Origin of the sequence: Paraburkholderia phytofirmans PsJN, from assembly GCF_000020125.1 — a bacterium.
Lineage (GTDB): Bacteria > Pseudomonadota > Gammaproteobacteria > Burkholderiales > Burkholderiaceae > Paraburkholderia > Paraburkholderia phytofirmans.
Genome location: NC_010681.1, coordinates 1,826,385 through 1,844,480, shown reverse-complemented (window position 1 = coordinate 1,844,480; position 18,096 = coordinate 1,826,385). Strand labels below are relative to the sequence as shown.

Sequence of the window (18,096 nt, the reverse complement as noted above, 5' to 3'; positions counted from 1 at the left end):
GCAGATAGGATATAAAAAAGGCGGGACCGCTTCTTGAGCGGTCCCGCCTTTTTCTTTGCAGCGCGTTTGTCGCGCGTTGCGCCACCTATAGGGCGTACAGGGCGTTCAGCTCTCCGTCGTGACGACCAGCCGCTCGGGCGCCAGCACGCCCTCGCCTTGTTTGGCGACGCCAAGCAGACGCCCTTGCTCCGCGTACACCCGGACGCGCGGTGCATTCACTGCATCGCCCGTGATGGTCAATTCGGACAGTTTCAACCGCTGGCCGTGCAGGAAGCGGCGCGTGGCGTCTTCATTCAAGCGCACGAGCGGGAATGTCGACAGCAACGCATCCACCGGTTGCAGCCATGCATCGCGTTCGCTTTCGGCAGCGTCGGACAACGCGTCGAGCGTCACCGAATTGTCCAGCGTCAGTGCGCCGACACCGGTGCGCCGCAGCGCCACCAGATGCGCGCCGCAGCCCAACGCTTCGCCGATATCCTCGGCCAGCGTGCGCACATACGTGCCCTTGCTGCACGTCACGCGAAAGGTTACGTCCGGCAGCGCGCAGGCGAGCATTTCGAGCGCGAGGATCGTCACCTGTCGCCCTTCCCGCTCCACCGTCTGGCCCGCGCGCGCGTATTCGTACAGCGGCTTGCCGTCACGTTTGAGCGCCGAATACATCGGCGGAACCTGCGTGATTTCGCCGAGGAACGTCGGCAGAACCGCCAGAATCGCGGCCTCGTCACAGGTTACTTCGCGCGTGTCGATCGCTTCGCCTTCGGCGTCGCCGGTGGTCGTGCGGACACCGAGACGCATGGTGGCCTCATACGTCTTATTGGCTTCGAGCAGGTCCTGCGAAAACTTGGTGGCTTCGCCGAAACAGAGCGGCAGCAAGCCTGTGGCCAAGGGATCGAGCGTGCCGGTGTGGCCCGCCTTTTTCGCCAGATAGAGACGCTTCGCTCGAATCAGCGCGTCGTTGCTCGACAGGCCGAGCGGCTTGTCGAGCAGCAGCACGCCGTCGAGCGCGCGACGCGGCACGCGGGGGCGTTGAGGTGCGGTCATGTCAGAAAGACGAACGTCTACGAAGAATACGGAAAACAGCACTGAGCGCATGGCGACTCAGGCATGGCAGCGAGCGCCACGACAAACAGCGCGCTCAGTCTTCTTTCGCGCGATTGGCGTTGGCTTCGTCGATCAAACGCGACATTTCGACAGCGCGCTCGATCGTCTTGTCGTAATGGAAATGCAGCGTCGGCACGGTATGGATATGCAGGCGCTTGAACAGCTGATTATGCAGATGGCCGGCCGCATGCGTGAGCGCTTCGAGAGTCTGCTGCGGATCGCCGGTGAGCGTCGTGAAATAGACCTTGGCGTGCGCATAGTCAGGCGTCAGCTCGACGCTTTGAATCGTGACGATGCCGATGCGCGGATCCTTGACCTCGCGCAGCAGATCGGACAGATCGCGCTGGATCTGATCGGCGATCTGCACATTGCGATTGGGAGAAGAACGTTTTTTAGGCATGGTGTGATGTGATCCGTTCTGACGGATGCAAAAAGTGGTTCGCGCTGCCGCCTTTTGGGCTTTCATCTCTGCGGCACTCAGACTGCGCGGATGACCAGACGAAACTCGGCCGCAGGCGCTCTGCGCGACGGACACGAACAAACCGCGTGGCCCCAAAAACAACGGGCGGAGCGGGCGTTAAAGCCCGCTCCGCCCCTAGAGCCGTGCCGCGCGAATTACAGCGTACGTGCGACTTCGGTGATCTCGAAGACTTCGAACTGATCGCCTTCGACGATATCGTTGAAGTTCTTGATCGACATACCGCACTCGAAGCCCTGACGGACTTCCTTCACGTCGTCCTTGAAGCGCTTGAGCGAATCGAGCTCGCCGGTGAAGATGACGACGTTGTTGCGCAGCACGCGCACCGACGACGAGCGCTTGACGAAGCCGTCCGTGACCATACAGCCGGCCACCGCGCCGATCTTCGGTACCTTGAAGACCTGACGCACTTCGACCGTACCCGTGACGATTTCGCGCTTCTCCGGTGCCAGCATGCCCGACATCGCGGCCTTCACCTCATCTACGGCGTCGTAAATGATGTTGTAGTAGCGAATATCCACGCCGTTGGCTTCCGCCAGCTTGCGAGCCTGCGCGTCCGCACGGGTGTTGAAGCCGATGATGACCGCCTTCGAAGCCGTTGCCAGGTTGACGTCGGACTCGCTGATGCCGCCCACGGCGCCGTGCACGATCTGCACTCGCACTTCGTCGGTGGAAAGCTTGAGCAGCGACTGCACCAACGCTTCCTGCGAACCTTGCACGTCGGCCTTGACGATGAGCGGCATGTACGCCACTTCGCCTTCGCCCATCTGTTCCAGCATGTTCTCGAGCTTCGCGGCCTGTTGCTTGGCCAGCTTGACGTCGCGGAACTTGCCTTGACGGAACAGTGCGACTTCACGCGCCTTGCGGTCGTCCGGCATGACGATGACTTCCTCGCCAGCCTGCGGCACTTCCGAGAGACCCTGAATTTCGACCGGGATCGACGGACCCGCCGATTTGGTCGGCTTGCCGGTTTCGTCGAGCATGGCTCGCACGCGACCGTAGGCGCTACCTGCCAGCACCACGTCGCCGCGGTTCAGCGTACCCGATTGGACCAGGATCGTTGCAACCGGACCCTTACCCTTGTCGAGCTTCGCTTCGATGACGAGACCCTTGGCCGGTGCTTCGACCGGTGCCTTCAGTTCCAGCACTTCGGCTTGCAGCAATACGTTTTCGAGCAGATCGTCGATGCCCGCGCCGGTCTTGGCCGACACCGACACGAACGGCGAATCGCCACCGTACTCTTCCGGCACGACGCCTTCAGCAACGAGTTCCTGCTTGACGCGGTCCGGATTCGCATCCGGCTTGTCGATCTTGTTGATCGCGACGACGAGCGGCACGCCGCCGGCCTTCGCGTGAGCGATCGCTTCCTTCGTTTGCGGCATCACGCCGTCGTCGGCTGCGACCACCAGAATCACGATGTCAGTTGCCTTCGCACCGCGGGCACGCATGGCCGTAAAGGCTTCGTGACCCGGCGTGTCGAGGAACGTGATGACGCCGCGCGGCGTTTCGACGTGGTAAGCGCCGATGTGCTGCGTAATCCCGCCCGCTTCGCCCGCTGCAACCTTGGCGCGGCGGATGTAATCGAGCAGCGACGTCTTGCCGTGGTCGACGTGACCCATGACCGTGACGACCGGCGGACGCGGCAACGATTCCGCATCGGAGATTTCGCCTTCCACCAGCATGGCTTCCGGATCGTCCAGCTTGGCCGCCACCGCATGGTGACCCAGTTCCTCGACGATGATCATCGCCGTTTCCTGGTCCAGCATCTGGTTGATCGTGACCATCTGGCCGAGCTTCATCATCGACTTGATGACTTCCGACGCCTTCACCGCCATCTTGTGCGCCAGATCGGCGACCGTAATGGTTTCCGGCACGTGCACTTCACGCACGATCGGTTCGGTCGGTGCCTGGAACGTGGTGTTCTGATCCTGATGCTTGCCGCGACCCTTCGGGCCACCGCGCCAGCCGCGATCGACACCGCCGCTCGTATCGCCGCGCGTCTTGATACCGCGGCGCTTTGCGGCGTCGTCCTGCCAGCCGCCCTTGCCGCCGCCCGGCTTCTTCTTGTCGCCGGCAGAAGGCGTGGTCGTGGCAGCCGGAGCCGCAGCAGCCGGCTTCTTCGCTGCCGGACGCGACGGTGCTTCACCAGCCGGACGCGCCGGCTTGTGCAGCGTGCCCTTGGCTTCCGCGGCCTTGGCCGGCTCAGCGGGCTTCGGTGCCGGTTCCGGCGCCTTGACCTGCGCCTTGCGCGGCGTGTTCATCATTTCGCGAATCGCGCGCGCTTCGGCTTCAGCAGCGGCACGGCGCTTGGCGATCTGTTCCTGCTCGGCACGCGCTTTTTCAGCAGCCTGACGCGCTGCGTCTTCTGCTTTCTTCGCGGCTTCGCGTTGCGCGGCGCGCTCTGCTGCTGCGCGCTCGTCGTCCTGCTCGCTTTGCTTGGCGACCGCCGGCTCTGCTGCCTTAGCAGCGACCGGTTCAGCCTTCGCAGCCGCGGGTTGCGCAGCTTGTGCCGGCTTGGCAGCCTGTGCCTGCTCGCGAGCTGCCGCCTCGGCCGCAGCACGCTTCTTCGCGGCTTCTTCTTCGGCGCGGCGACGCTCGGCTTCAGCAGCCGCTTCGCGCGCCTGACGTTCCGCTTCTTCGCGTTCGAGTTGTTCCTGACGCGCCTTCAGCTCCTGAGCCTGCTTTTCGAGCAGCTCGGCTTCGTGACGAGCTTCCTCTTCACGACGCTGGAGTTCCAGATCGTCGACGTCGGCCTCGGCCACATGATTCGATGCATCTCCGTTTTCAGCGGAGGTTTCGTCGCGGCGGACGAAAGTGCGCTTCTTGCGCACCTCGACCTGAATGGTGCGAGCTTTGCCCGTCGCATCGGATTGCTTGATTTCCGACGTATGCCGTTTCGTCAGCGTAATCTTGCGCTTGTCAGCATCAGTCGAGCCGTGAGACTTGCGCAAGTGGTCGAGCAGACGCGCCTTGTCCGTTTCGGACAAGCTGTCGTCTTCGCTCGCTTTTGTGACGCCCGCCGCCTGCAGCTGCTCAAGCAGCACGCCTGCAGGCATTTTCAGTTCCGCGGCAAATTGGGCTACGTTGTTACTCGCCATTCATTCCTCTTAATGCAAGGACCGATTCCTTGCGGTTAGCATCGGGTCATGCGGCCTGACGGCCGCTTCAATTTAGTGCGCCATGGTCATTTCTCACTGGAACCAGTGTTCACGTGCTTTCATGATCAACGCCTTAGCGGCATCCTCTTCCATTCCGGTCATCTCGACCAGTTCATCCACAGCCAGCTCGGCGAGTTCGTCGCGCGTCTGGATCTGATGTTCGGCCAGCTTGGCGAGCAGGTCGGCGTCCATGCCGTCCAGGCTCTTCAGGTCGAGTGCTACATTTTCGACCTTTTCTTCATTCGCGATTGCCTGCGTCAACAGCGCGTCGCGCGAGCGGTTACGCAGTTCGTGAACGGTGTCTTCGTCGAATGCTTCGATTTCGAGCATTTCGTTGAGCGGCACATAAGCGATCTCTTCGAGGCTCGTAAAGCCTTCGTCGATCAGGATGTCGGCGACTTCTTCGTCGACATCGAGACGCGCCATGAACAGGTCACGCAATACGCCGCGCTCCTGATTCTGCTTTTGCGCAGATTCGTCCGGCGTCATGATGTTGATCTGCCAGCCGGTGAGTTCGCTGGCAAGACGCACGTTCTGGCCGCTGCGGCCGATCGCGACCGCCAGTTCGTTTTCGTCTACGACGACGTCCATCGAATGTTTTTCTTCATCGACGACGATCGACTGGACGGCTGCCGGCGCGAGCGCGCCGATCACAAACTGTGCGGGATCCTCCGACCATAGCACGATGTCGACGTTTTCGCCACCGAGCTCGTTACGCACCGCCTGCACGCGCGAACCGCGAATACCGACGCACGTGCCGATCGGATCGATGCGCTTGTCGTATGCAACCACGCCGATCTTCGCGCGCACGCCCGGGTCGCGCGCGGCCGCCTTGATTTCCAGCAGGCCCTGTTCGATTTCCGGCACTTCCATCTCGAACAGCTTCATCAGGAATTCGGGAGCCGTACGCGACAGTTCGATCTGCGGACCGCGCGCGGTGCGATCGACCTTTGCGATGTAGGCACGCACGCGGTCGCCCACGCGCAGGTTTTCCTTCGGAATCAGCTGATCGCGGCGCAGCAGCGCCTCGACACGGCCGGTTTCGACAATGAAATTGCCCTTGTCGAGACGCTTAACCGAGCCGGTCATGATGTGCTCGCCGCGCTCGAGGAAGTCGTTCAGAATCTGTTCGCGTTCAGCGTCGCGCACCTTCTGCAGGATCACCTGCTTGGCGGCCTGCGCGCCGATACGGCCGAATTCGATCGACGGCACCGGTTCCTCGATGAACTCGTCGAGCTGAATCTCGGGCTTCTGTTCGCGTGCTTCGAACAGCAGGATTTCCTGATCCGGCTCCTGCAAACCGGCTTCGTCCGGCACCACTTTCCAGCGTCGAAACGTTTCGTGTTCGCCGCTTTCACGATCGATCTGGACGCGAATATCCGCGTCTTCTTCGAAGAGTTTCTTGGAGGCCGAAGCGAGGGCCGCCTCGAGCGCGGCAAATACCACGTCTTTGTCGACGTTCTTCTCGCGTGCCAGCGCATCCACCAGCATCAACACTTCGCGACTCATTGTTTGCGGCTCCTAAAGTCAAACTTCGGAACGAGGCGTGCCTTATCGATATCCGCGAGCGTGAAATCGAGCATCGCGGCGCCTTCCTTCCCTTCAAATTCCAGACCGATCGTCTCGCCTTGCGGAGCATGCAGGATGCCCCGGTACGATTTCCGTCCGTCCAATGGCTTTTTCAATGTGATTACCACTTCGCTGCCTGCGAAGCGTTCAAAATCCGCCAGTTTTTTCAGCGGGCGGTCGAGCCCCGGCGACGATACTTCAAGCCGCTCGTAATCGATATTTTCGACCGTCAAAACGTGCTGGAGCTGACGCGTGACTTTCTCGCAGTCTTCGATCGCGATGCCGGCCGGCTGGTCGATATAGATACACAACATGCCGCGCCCGGTGCGCTCGAGATCGACGAGCTCGTAGCCGAGTCCCACGACCGTGGTTTCAATCAGTTCCGTCAGTTGCACAGTGCCCTCTTAGATGTTCGCGCAGCGAGCCTGCCGCTTGTTTTGCAAACAACCAATGCGGGCCGCGCCTAAGCCGGCGCACGTTCGTGCTACCCGAGATGCCGAACCACTGAGAACTGCGCGGCAAAAAAAAATGGGCTAAACGCCCATCATCTTATTACCGGTGGTCGCACCTGAGCCGCACATAAAAAGCCGCACGCCCAGCGACTCCGCGATTGTAGCCATTTTTCAGGACAAACGCAAACCGCAGAACGCCGCCCAACGCGCTTTTCCGCTTGATTTCATGGGAATCTTGCAACGATATGACGGCGCTTTGCTCTTTTGCAAGGCGGCTCCCGCCGCCCCGAACCCGCAGCCGACACGCGGAGCGAATGAAATCCGCCCCCACTTCCATTTACGCCGCGGTTTTATGCATCACATGAAATGTGAGCGGCGCCAAGCCAATGGCGTTCGTCGATCGACTCTGACGGTCGCCGGCGAAAGATCAATAAAAGATCCGCGGCTGACCGCTGTGCTTGACTGCCGTGATGCTCAGCGGCCGCGCGAACGGCCGCGAGGTGCGCCGCCGCCACGATTGGCGCCGCCGGCGTTGGCATTGCCGCCGCCCGCACGGTTGCCGGCGCCGCCGCGATTGCCACCAGGCCCGCGGTTGCCACCGCCGCTACCCGGATTGGGGCCGCCGCTGCCGCCGGCGCGCTTGCCGCCGCCAGCCGCACGGTTGCCATTGCCCGACGGTGCGCGATTGCCATCGACTTCACGGCCGCCACGCGGGCCGCCCGCGCCGCCGCCCATCGGGCCGCTGAAACCGCCGGCGCCGCGCCCGGCGCCGCGATTGCCGTAACCGCCACCGAAACCGGCGCCCGCGCCGCCACCGAAGCCACCGCCCGCCGCACCCCGCCGACCTTGGCCCTGACCACGCGGTTGCTGCTGATCGAAGCGGCTGTGCGACATCAGCACAGGTTCGCGGCCAATGAAACCCATCGACGTCTGCATCGGGTCCGGCTGCTTGCGCTCCGGCGCTTCCCGGCGACCACCTTTTTCTTCAGTCGGCGCCTTCAGGCCGACCGACGCCATCAGCGCGCGCACCTGATTGTCTTCGAGTTCTTCCCAGCGGCCGCGCTTGAGACCCTTCGGCAGCGAGATCGGGCCGTGACGGGTGCGGATCAGGCGGCTGACCATCAGGCCGGCTGCTTCGAACATACGACGCACTTCGCGGTTACGCCCTTCGGCGAGCGCGACGTGATACCAGTGATTCGTGCCTTCGCCGCCGCCATCGCGGATACGCAGGAAGTTCGCCGGGCCGTCTTCCAGCTCGACGCCGTTCAGCAGCTTCTGACGCATCCCTTCAGCCAGTTCGCCGACCACGCGCACCGCATATTCACGCTCGACGCTATAACGCGGGTGCATGAAACGGTTCGCCAGATCGCCCGACGTGGTCAGCATCAGCAGACCTTCTGTGTTGAAGTCGAGACGGCCGACCGCGAGCCACTTGGCGGTTTTCATCGGCGGCAGATTGTCGAACACCGACGCACGGCCTTCCGGATCCGCGTGGCTGACGATCTCGCCGGTCGGCTTGTGGTACAGCAGCACGCGCGGCGGCTTATTGGCCAACTTGCGCTTGACCGGCTTGCCGTTGATGCGGACCTGGTCGGTCGGCATGATGCGCTGGCCGATGTGAGCCGGCTCGCCGTTCACCGACACGCGGCCGGCGACAATCAGTTCTTCCATGTCGCGGCGCGAACCCATGCCGGCTTCGGCCAGCACCTTGTGCAGCTTCGGCGCGTCGTCGTCGGCTGCGAGCACGCGCTTGGGCGCGGCCGGCTTGCCACGGCGCAGCATCGGCGCGCGCACGCCGCCGGTGGCGCTGTTGTCCGCGTCGAACGCGGGGGATGTGACGTACGAGAACAGATCGTCTTGGCCCGCGACTGCCGCGGCTGCCGGCGCTTCACCGCCGCGGCGGTTGTTTTGACGCTGACCACCTTCGCGCGGCTGACGCTCGCGTTGACCTTCTCGCTGACCTTCGCGCGGCGCGCCGTCACGCGGTGCGCCCTCGCGCTTCGCGCCGGCTGCATTGCGGCGCGGCCCCTGACCCTTGGCGCCCGCATCCTTGCGCGGCATACGCACTTGCGCGACGACTTCGCCGTCCGGCGGCGCCTCGGTGACGACCGGCGCCCCTTGCGCGGGCGCGCCTTCGGCGCCCTTCGTCTTCGCGCCGGCGCGGCGCCGCGCGATCAGGCTGCGCGGGCCGCGACGCAGGCCGCGGCGCGGACGGTCTTCGCCGTCTGCTTCCGTGGTCTGCGCCGGGCGCTCGCCCTCGCCTGCCGACGCTTGCGTGGTGCGCGTTTCATCAGCGCGCGCCGACGGCACGGCGCGCTCGGATTCGGACGAATCGGTGTCGTGGGTATGTGTCAAAACAACCTCAAAATGTCAGGTCGCGCACGCCCGTTGCGGGCGTGGCAAAAAAAATTCGGTTACGTCAGGCGCTGCGCGACTCGGGTTCGTCGTCGGTCAGAATGCCTGCGTCCTGCGCCGCATCGCGGCGATCCAGAGGATCGCCGTGCGCCGCCTTGGTCGGGTTCGGCTCGGCGGCGTGCTCCGTATTGCGGAGTACGCCCGAGTCGTGCGCGGGTATTGCCGGATCGGCCTGGGAGACCGGATCGTGATTCTCTGCGGACTCGGCGACGCCGGTCTGCGGTACAACGTTCGCCGGGTTTGCCGTTTCAGCGTGTTCCTGCGCGGCCGGCGTGGCAGCGGCGTCCGCATGCGCTTCGGATGATGCCGATGCGTTTTGCGACGCGACTTCCACTACGCTGTCGGCCGGCTGCGCCGATTTCACCGGCTCAGCATGCTGCGCCTGATGCTCTTCTGCGAGTTCGTCAGCGATTTCTGTTCCTGACGCCTCGCCCGCTGCTTCAAGCGCGCTGTCTACGGCATGACCGGCTGCTTCAACGGAGTCCGATTGCGGCGCTTCGTTCGTAGCTTGCGGAATATTCTCCGACTCGCCATCCGCGGTTGCGCTTACAAATTCGCCTGCTTCAACTACCACGGCGGAATCCGCCTGCTCTTCTTCCGCAGCCGAAACCTGTGCGACCTCAGCGTCGGCGAACTCGATTGCGTGCTGACCGAGCAGATCCGCGTTCAACTGAGCCGACGGATCGGCGAGCGGCGGCAATTCGTCCAACGCCGTCAGCCCGAGGTCGTCGAGGAACTGCCGCGTGGTCGCGTACAGCGCCGGGCGACCCGGCACGTCACGATGGCCGATTACTTCGATCCAGCCGCGATCTTCGAGCTGCTTGACGACCTGCGTATTCACCGTGACGCCGCGAATCTCTTCAATATCGCCACGCGTCACCGGTTGCCGGTATGCAATGATCGCGAGCGTTTCGAGTACCGCGCGTGAATATTTCGGCGGTTTCTCAGGATGCAAACGATCCAGATACGAACGCATCGCGGGCTTGCTTTGAAACCGCCAGCCCGACGCCAGCCCGACCAACTCCACACCGCGCCCAGACCAGTCCTGCTTGAGGTCTTCGAGCAACGTCCGAACGGTGTCTGCCGACACGCCGTCGGCAAAGAGCTTGCGCAACTCGCCGAGCTTTAACGGCTCCTGCGCGCAGATCAAGGCAGTCTCGAGGACGATCTTCGCCTCTTGGGTATTCATGCAGCTAGGTCAGACCCTGTGGTCAAAGAACCGGATCAAACAGACGATGTGGAACTGAAGACGCGCTCGCCCGATTCTGATCGGTCATATTGATGGGAGCACGCACCGGGGGGAGGCGAAACAGACAATCGAGCCAAACCCAGCCGGACGGAGCAGCGAAATTCCTGAAGGGAACCGCGTGACTGAGCGCCATATTACGCAAAAACAATCAGTGCGTAAAGACGAAATCCCCCGCGCATTTTCCAAACACGGTCTCGCGGACGTGCTTTACAGAAAAAACGGGCTTAATCCGATAAAAACCCGCTTTCTTCAGCTGCTCCTCGCCTGGTGGTTCAATAGCTTTACGCAGCCACCTTTTCCGCCACGCATTCATTGGGCCGTTGCGGGCTGCGAAAGGAAGCGCTTCAGGCGCTCGACGCCCGCGTCCAGCCGCGCGGTGTCGCAGGCGTAGCACCAGCGCACGAAGCCCTCGCCTTGCGGACCGAACGCGCTGCCCGGCGCCACGCCGAGCCCGACGTCACGCACCATCGCCTTGCAAAGCTCCAGGCTGCGCGAGGCGCCCGGCATCGAGAAAAACAGGTACATCGCGCCGGGCGGCACCTTCACATCGACGCCGGGCACCGCGGCGAGTGCGCGCACCAGATGGTCGCGCGACGCCTTCAGGTCGCGCACCAGTTCTTGCGTAAAGCGCTCGCCCTGCTCGACGGCCGCGATGCCCGCCTGCTGCACGAAGGCCGGCGCGCACGAAGTGTTGTACTCGACGAGCTTGCCCAGATCGTCCATCAACGAGGCCGGCGCGACGATCCAGCCAAGCCGCCAGCCGGTCATCAACCATGCTTTCGAAAACGAATTGACGCAGATCACGCGCTCGTCGCGGCTGGCCAGATCGAGGAACGACGGCGCCGTGCGCGAGGGTGCGGCGGCCGCGCCGGGCTTGGCGTCCGCATAGTAGAGGCGCTCGTAGACTTCGTCCGCCACGATCCAGATGCCGTGGCGCCGGCAATGCGCCAGCACGGCCCGCTGCTCATCGCGGCTCATCACCCAGCCGGTCGGATTGTTCGGTGAATTGATCAGCAGCATTTTCGTGCCGGGCGTCAGCGCTGCTAGCAGTTGCTCCAGGTCGAGTTGCCAGCCGCGCTCGCCGTAGCCCAGCGCGACCGTTTCGACATGCGCGCCGAGAATTTTCGGAATCTCGACCAGATTCGGCCAGAGCGGCGTCACCGCGACGACGCGGTCGCCCGCGCCCACCACGAGTTGCGCCGCGAGCATCAGCGCATTGACGCCCGCGCTCGTGACCGCGATGTGCTCCGCCGACGTCGCGCCGTGCAGTTCGCTGACATAGCCCGCCAGCGCGGCGCGCAGCGGTGCGATGCCAAGATTGTGCGTGTAGAACGTCGCGCCGGCCGCGAGCGATGCGCTAGCGGCGTCGCGGATGAAGGCCGGCGTGACGCGGTCGGATTCGCCGAACCAGAACGGCAGCACGTCGGCGACGCCGAAACCGGCGTTGGCCACTTCGCGGATCTGCGAAGGACGCAGCGCGCGCACGGCATCGCGCGCGTTCGGGATGGATGGCACAGGCAGATCCGATTCGCTCATCGAGGCTTCCAGACGGGTGAGGGGTATGGATTGAAATTCAGCAGAGGCGATAGTTTAGCTTGGTGTCTCTTTCCGGACCGCGAAGTCGGCGGATGAAAATGCGTGGCGAGGCGTTCAGGCGCGGACGGGTTGCGGCCTGGCCGCCGTGCCGCAGGCAGTTGGCCGGGTTTGTCCAGGAAGCAACGTACGCTCTAGAGCCGCGCCCGAGCATTCCATCGCGCCGTCCGAGTCTGAGGGCGTCGCACGCATCGCGCGGCCCGACCAGTGCTGCCCACGGAACTATCGTCCTGCCTGCGCGACCGCCCATTTGCCACCCACGGGAATATCGCCCTCCCCGCGCCGCCCGCGCATTTGCCGCCCGCAGGAACATCGCGAACGTCCGATAACCACAAACTAGTTCAAGTCCTCCGCCCTGCCCGGCAACTGGCGAATCAGTCCCCACACCGCCTCCGCCGCCGGCGACAGCGAGCGGTCGCGCCGCCGCACCAATTCGACCGTACGCTCCGCGCGCGGCACGAGCGGCCGGGCCACCAGCGCGGCGCCCGCCGGCAGGGGCAAGGCCAGCCAGGGCAGCACGCTCACGCCGACGCCCGCCTCGACCAGCCCGAAAACGGTCGCGGAATGCCCCAACTCCTGCACCACCGTGGCGCTCACGCCGTATTCCTGCATCGCGGCGTCGATGATCGGCCGGCTGCCCGACGCGTAATCGAGCATAACCAGTTGCTGGCCGTCCAGGTCCGTCCACGCCACCCGCTCCTGCGCTGCTAACGGGTGATCGTCGCGCGAGACGACGCAGAACGAATCCGTCATCAGCGATTCGCTCAGCAGGTCATCGGCGGAAAACGGGCCGATGATCACGCCGAAGTCGACCTCGCCCGACTTGACCTTGCGCACCACGTCGCTCTGCACGTCGTCGCGCAAGCCGAGCGCTATATAGGGGAATTGCTGCCCGCACGCGGCCACTATGCGCGGCATGAGCCGGCATGCCACCGTCGGGCTGGCGGCGACCACCACGCGTCCGCGGCGCTGTTCGCCGATTTCACGAATCTCGCGCAGCGCGTCGTCAAGGTCCGTCAGCAGACGCGACACGCTCGACACCAGGTTTCCGCCGACGTCCGTAAGTTGCACCTCCCGGGTGGTGCGATCGATCAGCTTGAGACCGATCTCGCTCTCCAGTTCCCGCACGCAACGGCTGACCGCCGACTGCGTCAGGCCGATTTCATCGCCGGCGCGGCTGAAGCTCTGCAGACGGGCGACCTCGATGAAAACCCTTAGCTGGCGCAGCGTGACATTCATTTACCGACCTCATCAATTGCATCATTTAATGCACATTGTAAGGCTAAGGACAGCACCACGTTCGCCTTTTGCAGTTTCGCTGCGATGCAGCAATAAGGCGCAAACGCACGCCGGTCGGGCCTGATTGCACAAGATTGGTGATTGTCCCGATTTGCGAGATAGGTTTTTTGGATTCTTATACGCCCCTAGCTAGCGCCCGCGCTGGCCCGCTGTCACAGGGCTTTCAGGCGGTTGGACTCAACTTGGCACACTTCCTGCATTTAGATGCAGACAAGGGTCGGCGCCATGATTCTGACTGCATAGCAGACCGTGGCAAGCCCGACCCTCCTTGGCACTCGCCTATCGAGTGCATGGAGAGTGCGCGGCGCGGGGCAGCGCACCGGAGTTAGCTTCGCTGAGGTGAAACATGATGCTGTTCGACGATTTGAGAGACAACGAGTGGGCGCTGGTCGAGGCTTTGTTCTGTGCGGAGCCCGCACGGAGCGAACGGCGCGGTCGGCCACGCGTGGAAGCGCGCGCGGTTGTCAACGCCGTACTGTGGGTGCTATCGACGGGCGAAGGCTGGTCCAAACTGCCGGGCCGCTATCCGTCGCCGCCGACTTGCCGCCGCCGTTTCGACGAGTGGCAGGCAGATGGTACGCTCGCCGAAATAGTTAAGCGACTCGGCACGAGCGGCCGTGAAATTTCGCTGCGCGGCCGGATTGGCGCGACCGCCGCGAAACCGCCGGCACCGCCGAGCCGTGACCGCCTGCGCGGCGCATTCTGGACCAATCCGGAATCGTGGCGCGCGCCGGTCAAGATGGCCTGACGCAAACTGCTTTTCTCCGGGCGCCCGCGGGCGCCCGGCATGTATCGAACCCAGGTCGCCGCGTCTTCATACACGCCGCACCTGTCATGGGCACCGCTCTTCGGCGCGCCCAACACAGTCGTCCCTCCCGCTATACCCGGCCTGGCTGCGCGCTGCTTCAGACGTCTGAAGCAGCGCGATGGTTGCTGGTGAAACATCCATTTACTATTACTTACAGCGTGCTTTCGTGACTGGGCATACCTTATGTGTATGCAAACAGGCCTTGTCGATCGGCTTGACGGGAGCGCAGCATGAAACCAATGTCACTGCTTCTGTGCGGCATTGTCGTTTCATCGATGGCCGCACCGGCGCTTGCTCAGCAGCGCCAACAGGCTTGGAACTGGAGGCCGGATCGTCCGGCTACCATCGAAGCCTGGCAGCAAAGCGATACGCGCGCCCGGGACTTCACCCCGCCGGCGCCGCGCGGAGATTTGCGCGGCGATATCGCCAGCAACGTACGTACGCGGCCGGACGCGCCGCGGCAGGATCCGACGCGCCGGCGCTAGGCGGAGTTGGGTGGTAGTCCGTCCACGCGCTGTGGTCGCGAAACTCCGTAGCGCATTTCAAATAATTGGGGGAACCACCGCGCGTCGTACCAGTCTGATTTAACGCCATTAGCACAGCGTGGCAGTAGTAATTCCGGTACGCCCGTATCCTCGCGATACGGGCTTTTTTTTGCGGTGTCGCTGGGCACACTAGGCGGCAGGCGTGCGCGCACGACACGGCGCAGCGCAAGTGTATTAGTGAGGAAGAGGACACAGGAAAGGGATGCCTCCAGCCGCCTGAAGCGGCCGGGAACAACGCCTGCCAGCGCGCCCGACCTAAGGCCGAGCTTCGAGCGCGGCGGTAGCCCGCGTCTCGGCGCTGGCGACGACGTAGTCGTTCATGCGCTGCGCTGTCCAGGTGAGCAGACGTTCGTCATGGGCAAGCCGCGCGAACTCGGCTCTGCCGCGCTCCGTGAGCACGGCGATATCCACAGGGGCGTGGAAGCCCGGAGCCGGCGCGACAGTGCGCTGCCGAACGGTGTCCATCAAGCCTAGTGAGCGAAGATATTGGAAAACACCCGGCCTTCTAGCCCATGGGACCTGGCGATATTGCGCCCGCCGCAGCGCTTCAAGTACCGCTTCGTTGGAATACGTGGTCATCTCACTTCTTTCTTAAAGTGCAGCTATGACACATTTATGCCCAACACGTCACCGCGCCACCAGTGACGCGCGTAGCACCCGCCCTTGGCTGGAAGCTGACTGCAACGTATGCAGTCGAATTCCGCCAGGTGCTGCCTGGTCTCGTTTTCGGAACCCCCGTCTGAACGGCATGTTAGCGTTCTGTCCAAGAGCCGGCGATGCAACCGCTGCGGCGCGATACCAAGCCCGTGGATTTGTCCCGAAAGACATACGTTACCCCATTTAAATTGATTCTATTCACTTTATTAGCGCTTTTTTTTGCAGCAATCGTGCTATGGAAAGGCGCCCGCCGCCCTCTCGCCATCTTCACGGTCGCCTTCTTCTGGCTCCTCGCCGCCGGCTGGCTCACCGCACCCTTGCTGCGGTTGGCGCAGCCGCACTGGCGGACGGAGGCGCCCGCCACGTTCGCGCCGCGCACCGCGATCATCATGCTGGGCGGCGGCACAATCTACGGCGCCGGCCAGGTCCTCATGCCCCCGCGCGACGTGCTTGCGCGCATTGCGGCGAGCGCCGAGTACTACGCCGCCTGCAAACGCGCGGCGGACATCTGCCATGTGATCGTGAGCGGCGGCAATCCGCAGCGGCATCGCGCGACCGAAGCCGACACGTATCTGCCTTACCTGCTGCGCCGACAGGTGCCGCGCGCTGACATCGTGCTGGAAAACAGAAGCCTCACGACCTATGAAAACGCGCGCAACGTGTCCGGCATTGTGCACGGCTCGCGTTACGATTCGCTGATCCTCATCACCTCCGCTTATCAGATGCCGCGCGCCTTGCTCGACTTCCACCGCTTCGGCCTCACGCCGCAGCCTATGATCTCGAACGCGATCGGCGCACGTCTCGGTGTACTACCGCGATATGACAATCTGGCGAGTGCGGAAATCGCGCTGCATGAATTAATTGGCATCGCGCAATTTCATGTCTATCGCGCGATCGGCTGGTTCTGAAATTCAAGCCGCATTACAGAACGATTATTTAGAGATGCCAATCATGCGCTCGGGCGGCGATACGTCATCGTGACTCTTCCGCGCCAAGTCACCGCGCATCGGAACTGGCGCCCCGCGCGTAACCAGATGTAACGAATTGTCATTGCAGTTACAAAACCCTCTGTTGGAGCGGATATTGCTGACTAGAATGCATTGTCTTTCCGTTTGGACAGGCAAATACTCGGGTCCACAACCACTCTGCGGAGGTAGCAATGAAGAAAGTGTCCCTGGCGATCCTGGTTTCCCTCAGTGCCGTAACGGGCGCGGCCTATGCGCAGGACAACGGCGTCATGATGAGCACCGATCCGGCCAAGGCCGCCGACGTCGAGCAGCGTGCGCAAGATTTGCAAAACCGGCAGCAAGCAATGGACAGCGCACCGGCTGCGCCGATGAAACACCACAAGGGAGGCATGCATCACAAGAAAGCTCCCAAGGCCGACGCCGGCTCCTGAGCGCAATTATCCGACTCACCTGCGGCCGCGCCGCGAAGGTGAAAAGCCGAAGCCGGCACCGCCGGCTTCGGCTTTTTTGTTGTTTAATGGGTTGGCGAAAGACTAGCCAGTCGTCGAGCAGCGCGGCGCGCCGGGCTGGCCCCCGCCGGTGGCCCGAGGCCTCGCGGCGCCCGGCTGGCGGTGTGCTAAAGTCGCGCACCGACCGGCGCCTGGCCGGAATCCCCTAACCCGTGCGCACCTTGGTGCGGAGGACAGCATGAGCAACATCCAGCTTGATATCGAATGGACTGAAGCAGCATCTCGCAAAATTGAAAAACTGATGCCGCGCGGCGGTCAGGAAGCGTTTCTGGCGCTGCCGCCCGTCGAATGCCTGCCGATGGAAGGCGACGTGCTGTTTCTCGGCCCGGACGGCAAGCAGCAGCCGTTCATCGTCGCGGAACGCCAGTATCACCATGACGGCGACGCCGACTGGACCATCATCCTGATTCTCGACGTGCCGCAAGCCACGCATTGAAAACAAACGGCGAGCGCGGTGCCGGGCTGATCGTGCCCAGCAGTGCGCTCGCCGCTGTAAAGCTGTGTAATTCGCCTGCCGGTTCAGGCGATTTTCGACACGACGCGAATCTCCGCGTGTTCCACCCAGTCCGCTACCGCTTTCTTATACGCCTCGATGTGTGCCGATTTCGCATGCACCGCCAGCGCTTCCTGACTTTCCCAACGCTCGACAAATACGAACCGGCGCGGCTCCTGCAGGTCGCGGTGCAGATCGTACTGAAGCGCTCCCTGCTCCTTGCGTGTCGGCCCGACCAGCCCTTCGAGCGCCTGCCGCAGTTGCTCTTCATAGCCCGGCTTCGCCACCGAGATTGCGACCACCGCGATTTCCGACATGCCTGACCTCCCTTTTCACGAAAAGCAGCAGCATACCCGGCGTCCGCCAAAGCTGCAGGCGGCCCGCGCAGACCAGCGGCGTGCCTGTACTGCCGTCGTCTGCGCCGACCAATAACCCGCTCAAGCATCGATCCGTCCGAGTTCCGTCCTCGCCTGGAGTTTGGCGGGTGTCCGCTCGCCGCCCTGATACGCTCGGTTTTCATACAGGCGATTGATTGCGCCAGGGCGCACCCGGTTCGGCGCGCGGCAAACAAGCGCCAAACAGGCGCCAAACTCAAGCCGGACGGCCAATTGGCGTGGGGATCGGCAGCACCGCGGATATGACCCCGCCTCTGTGATAACCCGCACATTCACGCGAATTGCAAGCTGTTAGACTGGTTTTGACTAATTCGCCGGAGTCCAGCATGGGTGGCATCGCTCTCCGCGTTCCCGGGCTTTATCCGAGCTGCCCTGCGCACGCGCGGGCCGTGCATCCGTTGCGTGCC

The 18,096-nt window shown here is 63.3% G+C and carries 15 protein-coding genes and 1 pseudogene; 5 read left to right on the top strand and 11 right to left on the bottom strand.

Annotation, left to right across the window (positions count from 1 at the left end; genetic code table 11):
* Positions 1-105 precede the first annotated feature (105 nt).
* The 9 genes from truB to BPHYT_RS08035 all read right to left on the bottom strand — a co-directional run bounded on the left by truB (position 106) and on the right by BPHYT_RS08035 (position 13,254).
* A complete protein-coding gene (gene truB / locus BPHYT_RS08080; protein WP_012432655.1) occupies positions 106-1,041 on the bottom strand; it encodes a tRNA pseudouridine(55) synthase TruB in 936 nt (311 codons plus the stop codon).
* 94 nt (positions 1,042-1,135) lie between these two features.
* Positions 1,136-1,501, bottom strand: a complete 366-nt coding sequence (gene rbfA, locus BPHYT_RS08075; protein WP_012432654.1) for a 30S ribosome-binding factor RbfA — start codon at positions 1,499-1,501, stop codon at positions 1,136-1,138.
* Between the two features lie 215 nt (positions 1,502-1,716).
* On the bottom strand, positions 1,717-4,677 hold the full coding sequence (gene infB, locus BPHYT_RS08070; RefSeq protein WP_012432653.1) for a translation initiation factor IF-2: 2,961 nt from the start codon (positions 4,675-4,677) through the stop codon (positions 1,717-1,719).
* A 93-nt stretch (positions 4,678-4,770) separates the two neighbouring features.
* Positions 4,771-6,246, bottom strand: a complete 1,476-nt coding sequence (nusA, locus tag BPHYT_RS08065) for a transcription termination factor NusA (RefSeq protein WP_012432652.1) — start codon at positions 6,244-6,246, stop codon at positions 4,771-4,773.
* The gene (rimP, locus tag BPHYT_RS08060) at positions 6,243-6,701 is read right to left on the bottom strand and encodes a ribosome maturation factor RimP (protein ID WP_012432651.1); all 459 of its coding nucleotides are present in this window, start codon (positions 6,699-6,701) and stop codon (positions 6,243-6,245) included. Before rimP ends, nusA begins: the two co-directional genes overlap by 4 nt.
* Positions 6,702-7,232: 531 nt before the next feature.
* Positions 7,233-9,113: a 23S rRNA pseudouridine(2605) synthase RluB gene (gene rluB, locus BPHYT_RS08050; protein WP_012432650.1), complete on the bottom strand. Its 1,881-nt coding sequence runs from the start codon at positions 9,111-9,113 to the stop codon at positions 7,233-7,235.
* Between the two features lie 64 nt (positions 9,114-9,177).
* Entirely contained in the window at positions 9,178-10,362 is a 1,185-nt protein-coding gene (gene scpB, locus BPHYT_RS08045; RefSeq protein WP_012432649.1) for an SMC-Scp complex subunit ScpB, read from the bottom strand.
* Positions 10,363-10,731: 369 nt separating this feature from the next.
* Positions 10,732-11,958, bottom strand: coding sequence for a pyridoxal phosphate-dependent aminotransferase (locus BPHYT_RS08040; protein ID WP_012432648.1), 1,227 nt, complete (start codon positions 11,956-11,958; stop codon positions 10,732-10,734).
* 393 nt (positions 11,959-12,351) lie between these two features.
* Positions 12,352-13,254, bottom strand: a complete 903-nt coding sequence (locus BPHYT_RS08035; protein WP_012432647.1) for a LysR family transcriptional regulator — start codon at positions 13,252-13,254, stop codon at positions 12,352-12,354.
* Between the two features lie 409 nt (positions 13,255-13,663).
* On the opposite strand from BPHYT_RS08035, the pseudogene BPHYT_RS08030 reads away from it, so the two are divergent.
* Both BPHYT_RS08030 and BPHYT_RS08025 read left to right on the top strand, forming a co-directional pair.
* Positions 13,664-14,059, top strand: a pseudogene (locus BPHYT_RS08030) (transposase); the annotation flags it as partial.
* Between the two features lie 293 nt (positions 14,060-14,352).
* Entirely contained in the window at positions 14,353-14,607 is a 255-nt protein-coding gene (locus tag BPHYT_RS08025; protein ID WP_012432646.1) for a hypothetical protein, read from the top strand.
* 315 nt (positions 14,608-14,922) lie between these two features.
* On the opposite strand, the gene BPHYT_RS08020 is transcribed toward BPHYT_RS08025, so the two are convergent.
* On the bottom strand, positions 14,923-15,246 hold the full coding sequence (locus BPHYT_RS08020) for a hypothetical protein (RefSeq protein WP_012432645.1): 324 nt from the start codon (positions 15,244-15,246) through the stop codon (positions 14,923-14,925).
* A gap of 266 nt (positions 15,247-15,512) precedes the next feature.
* Here BPHYT_RS08020 and BPHYT_RS08015 point away from each other — a divergent pair, with 266 nt between their 5' ends.
* From BPHYT_RS08015 to BPHYT_RS08005, 3 genes are all read left to right on the top strand, one after another.
* Positions 15,513-16,232, top strand: coding sequence for a YdcF family protein (locus tag BPHYT_RS08015; RefSeq protein WP_407669181.1), 720 nt, complete (start codon positions 15,513-15,515; stop codon positions 16,230-16,232).
* A 251-nt stretch (positions 16,233-16,483) separates the two neighbouring features.
* Entirely contained in the window at positions 16,484-16,723 is a 240-nt protein-coding gene (locus BPHYT_RS08010; RefSeq protein ID WP_012432643.1) for a hypothetical protein, read from the top strand.
* 256 nt (positions 16,724-16,979) lie between these two features.
* Positions 16,980-17,237 (top strand): hypothetical protein, encoded by a 258-nt coding sequence (locus BPHYT_RS08005; protein WP_007182306.1) that lies wholly within the window; start codon positions 16,980-16,982, stop codon positions 17,235-17,237.
* A gap of 83 nt (positions 17,238-17,320) precedes the next feature.
* Here the strand turns inward: BPHYT_RS08005 and BPHYT_RS08000 are convergent, their stop codons facing one another.
* Positions 17,321-17,611, bottom strand: coding sequence for a putative quinol monooxygenase (locus BPHYT_RS08000; protein WP_012432642.1), 291 nt, complete (start codon positions 17,609-17,611; stop codon positions 17,321-17,323).
* Positions 17,612-18,096 lie beyond the last annotated feature (485 nt).

Excerpts from the sequence above, each read along its gene's own strand:
- truB (WP_012432655.1), bottom strand. The coding sequence starts at position 1,041 with ATGACCGCACCTCAACGCCCCCGCGTGCCGCGTCGCGCGCTCGACGGC.
- rbfA (WP_012432654.1), bottom strand. The coding sequence starts at position 1,501 with ATGCCTAAAAAACGTTCTTCTCCCAATCGCAATGTGCAGATCGCCGAT.
- infB (WP_012432653.1), bottom strand. The coding sequence starts at position 4,677 with ATGGCGAGTAACAACGTAGCCCAATTTGCCGCGGAACTGAAAATGCCT.
- nusA (WP_012432652.1), bottom strand. The coding sequence starts at position 6,246 with ATGAGTCGCGAAGTGTTGATGCTGGTGGATGCGCTGGCACGCGAGAAG.
- scpB (WP_012432649.1), bottom strand. The coding sequence starts at position 10,362 with ATGAATACCCAAGAGGCGAAGATCGTCCTCGAGACTGCCTTGATCTGC.
- BPHYT_RS08040 (WP_012432648.1), bottom strand. The coding sequence starts at position 11,958 with ATGAGCGAATCGGATCTGCCTGTGCCATCCATCCCGAACGCGCGCGAT.
- BPHYT_RS08035 (WP_012432647.1), bottom strand. The coding sequence starts at position 13,254 with ATGAATGTCACGCTGCGCCAGCTAAGGGTTTTCATCGAGGTCGCCCGT.
- BPHYT_RS08025 (WP_012432646.1), top strand. The coding sequence starts at position 14,353 with ATGAAACCAATGTCACTGCTTCTGTGCGGCATTGTCGTTTCATCGATG.
- BPHYT_RS08020 (WP_012432645.1), bottom strand. The coding sequence starts at position 15,246 with ATGACCACGTATTCCAACGAAGCGGTACTTGAAGCGCTGCGGCGGGCG.
- BPHYT_RS08010 (WP_012432643.1), top strand. The coding sequence starts at position 16,484 with ATGAAGAAAGTGTCCCTGGCGATCCTGGTTTCCCTCAGTGCCGTAACG.
- BPHYT_RS08005 (WP_007182306.1), top strand. The coding sequence starts at position 16,980 with ATGAGCAACATCCAGCTTGATATCGAATGGACTGAAGCAGCATCTCGC.
- BPHYT_RS08000 (WP_012432642.1), bottom strand. The coding sequence starts at position 17,611 with ATGTCGGAAATCGCGGTGGTCGCAATCTCGGTGGCGAAGCCGGGCTAT.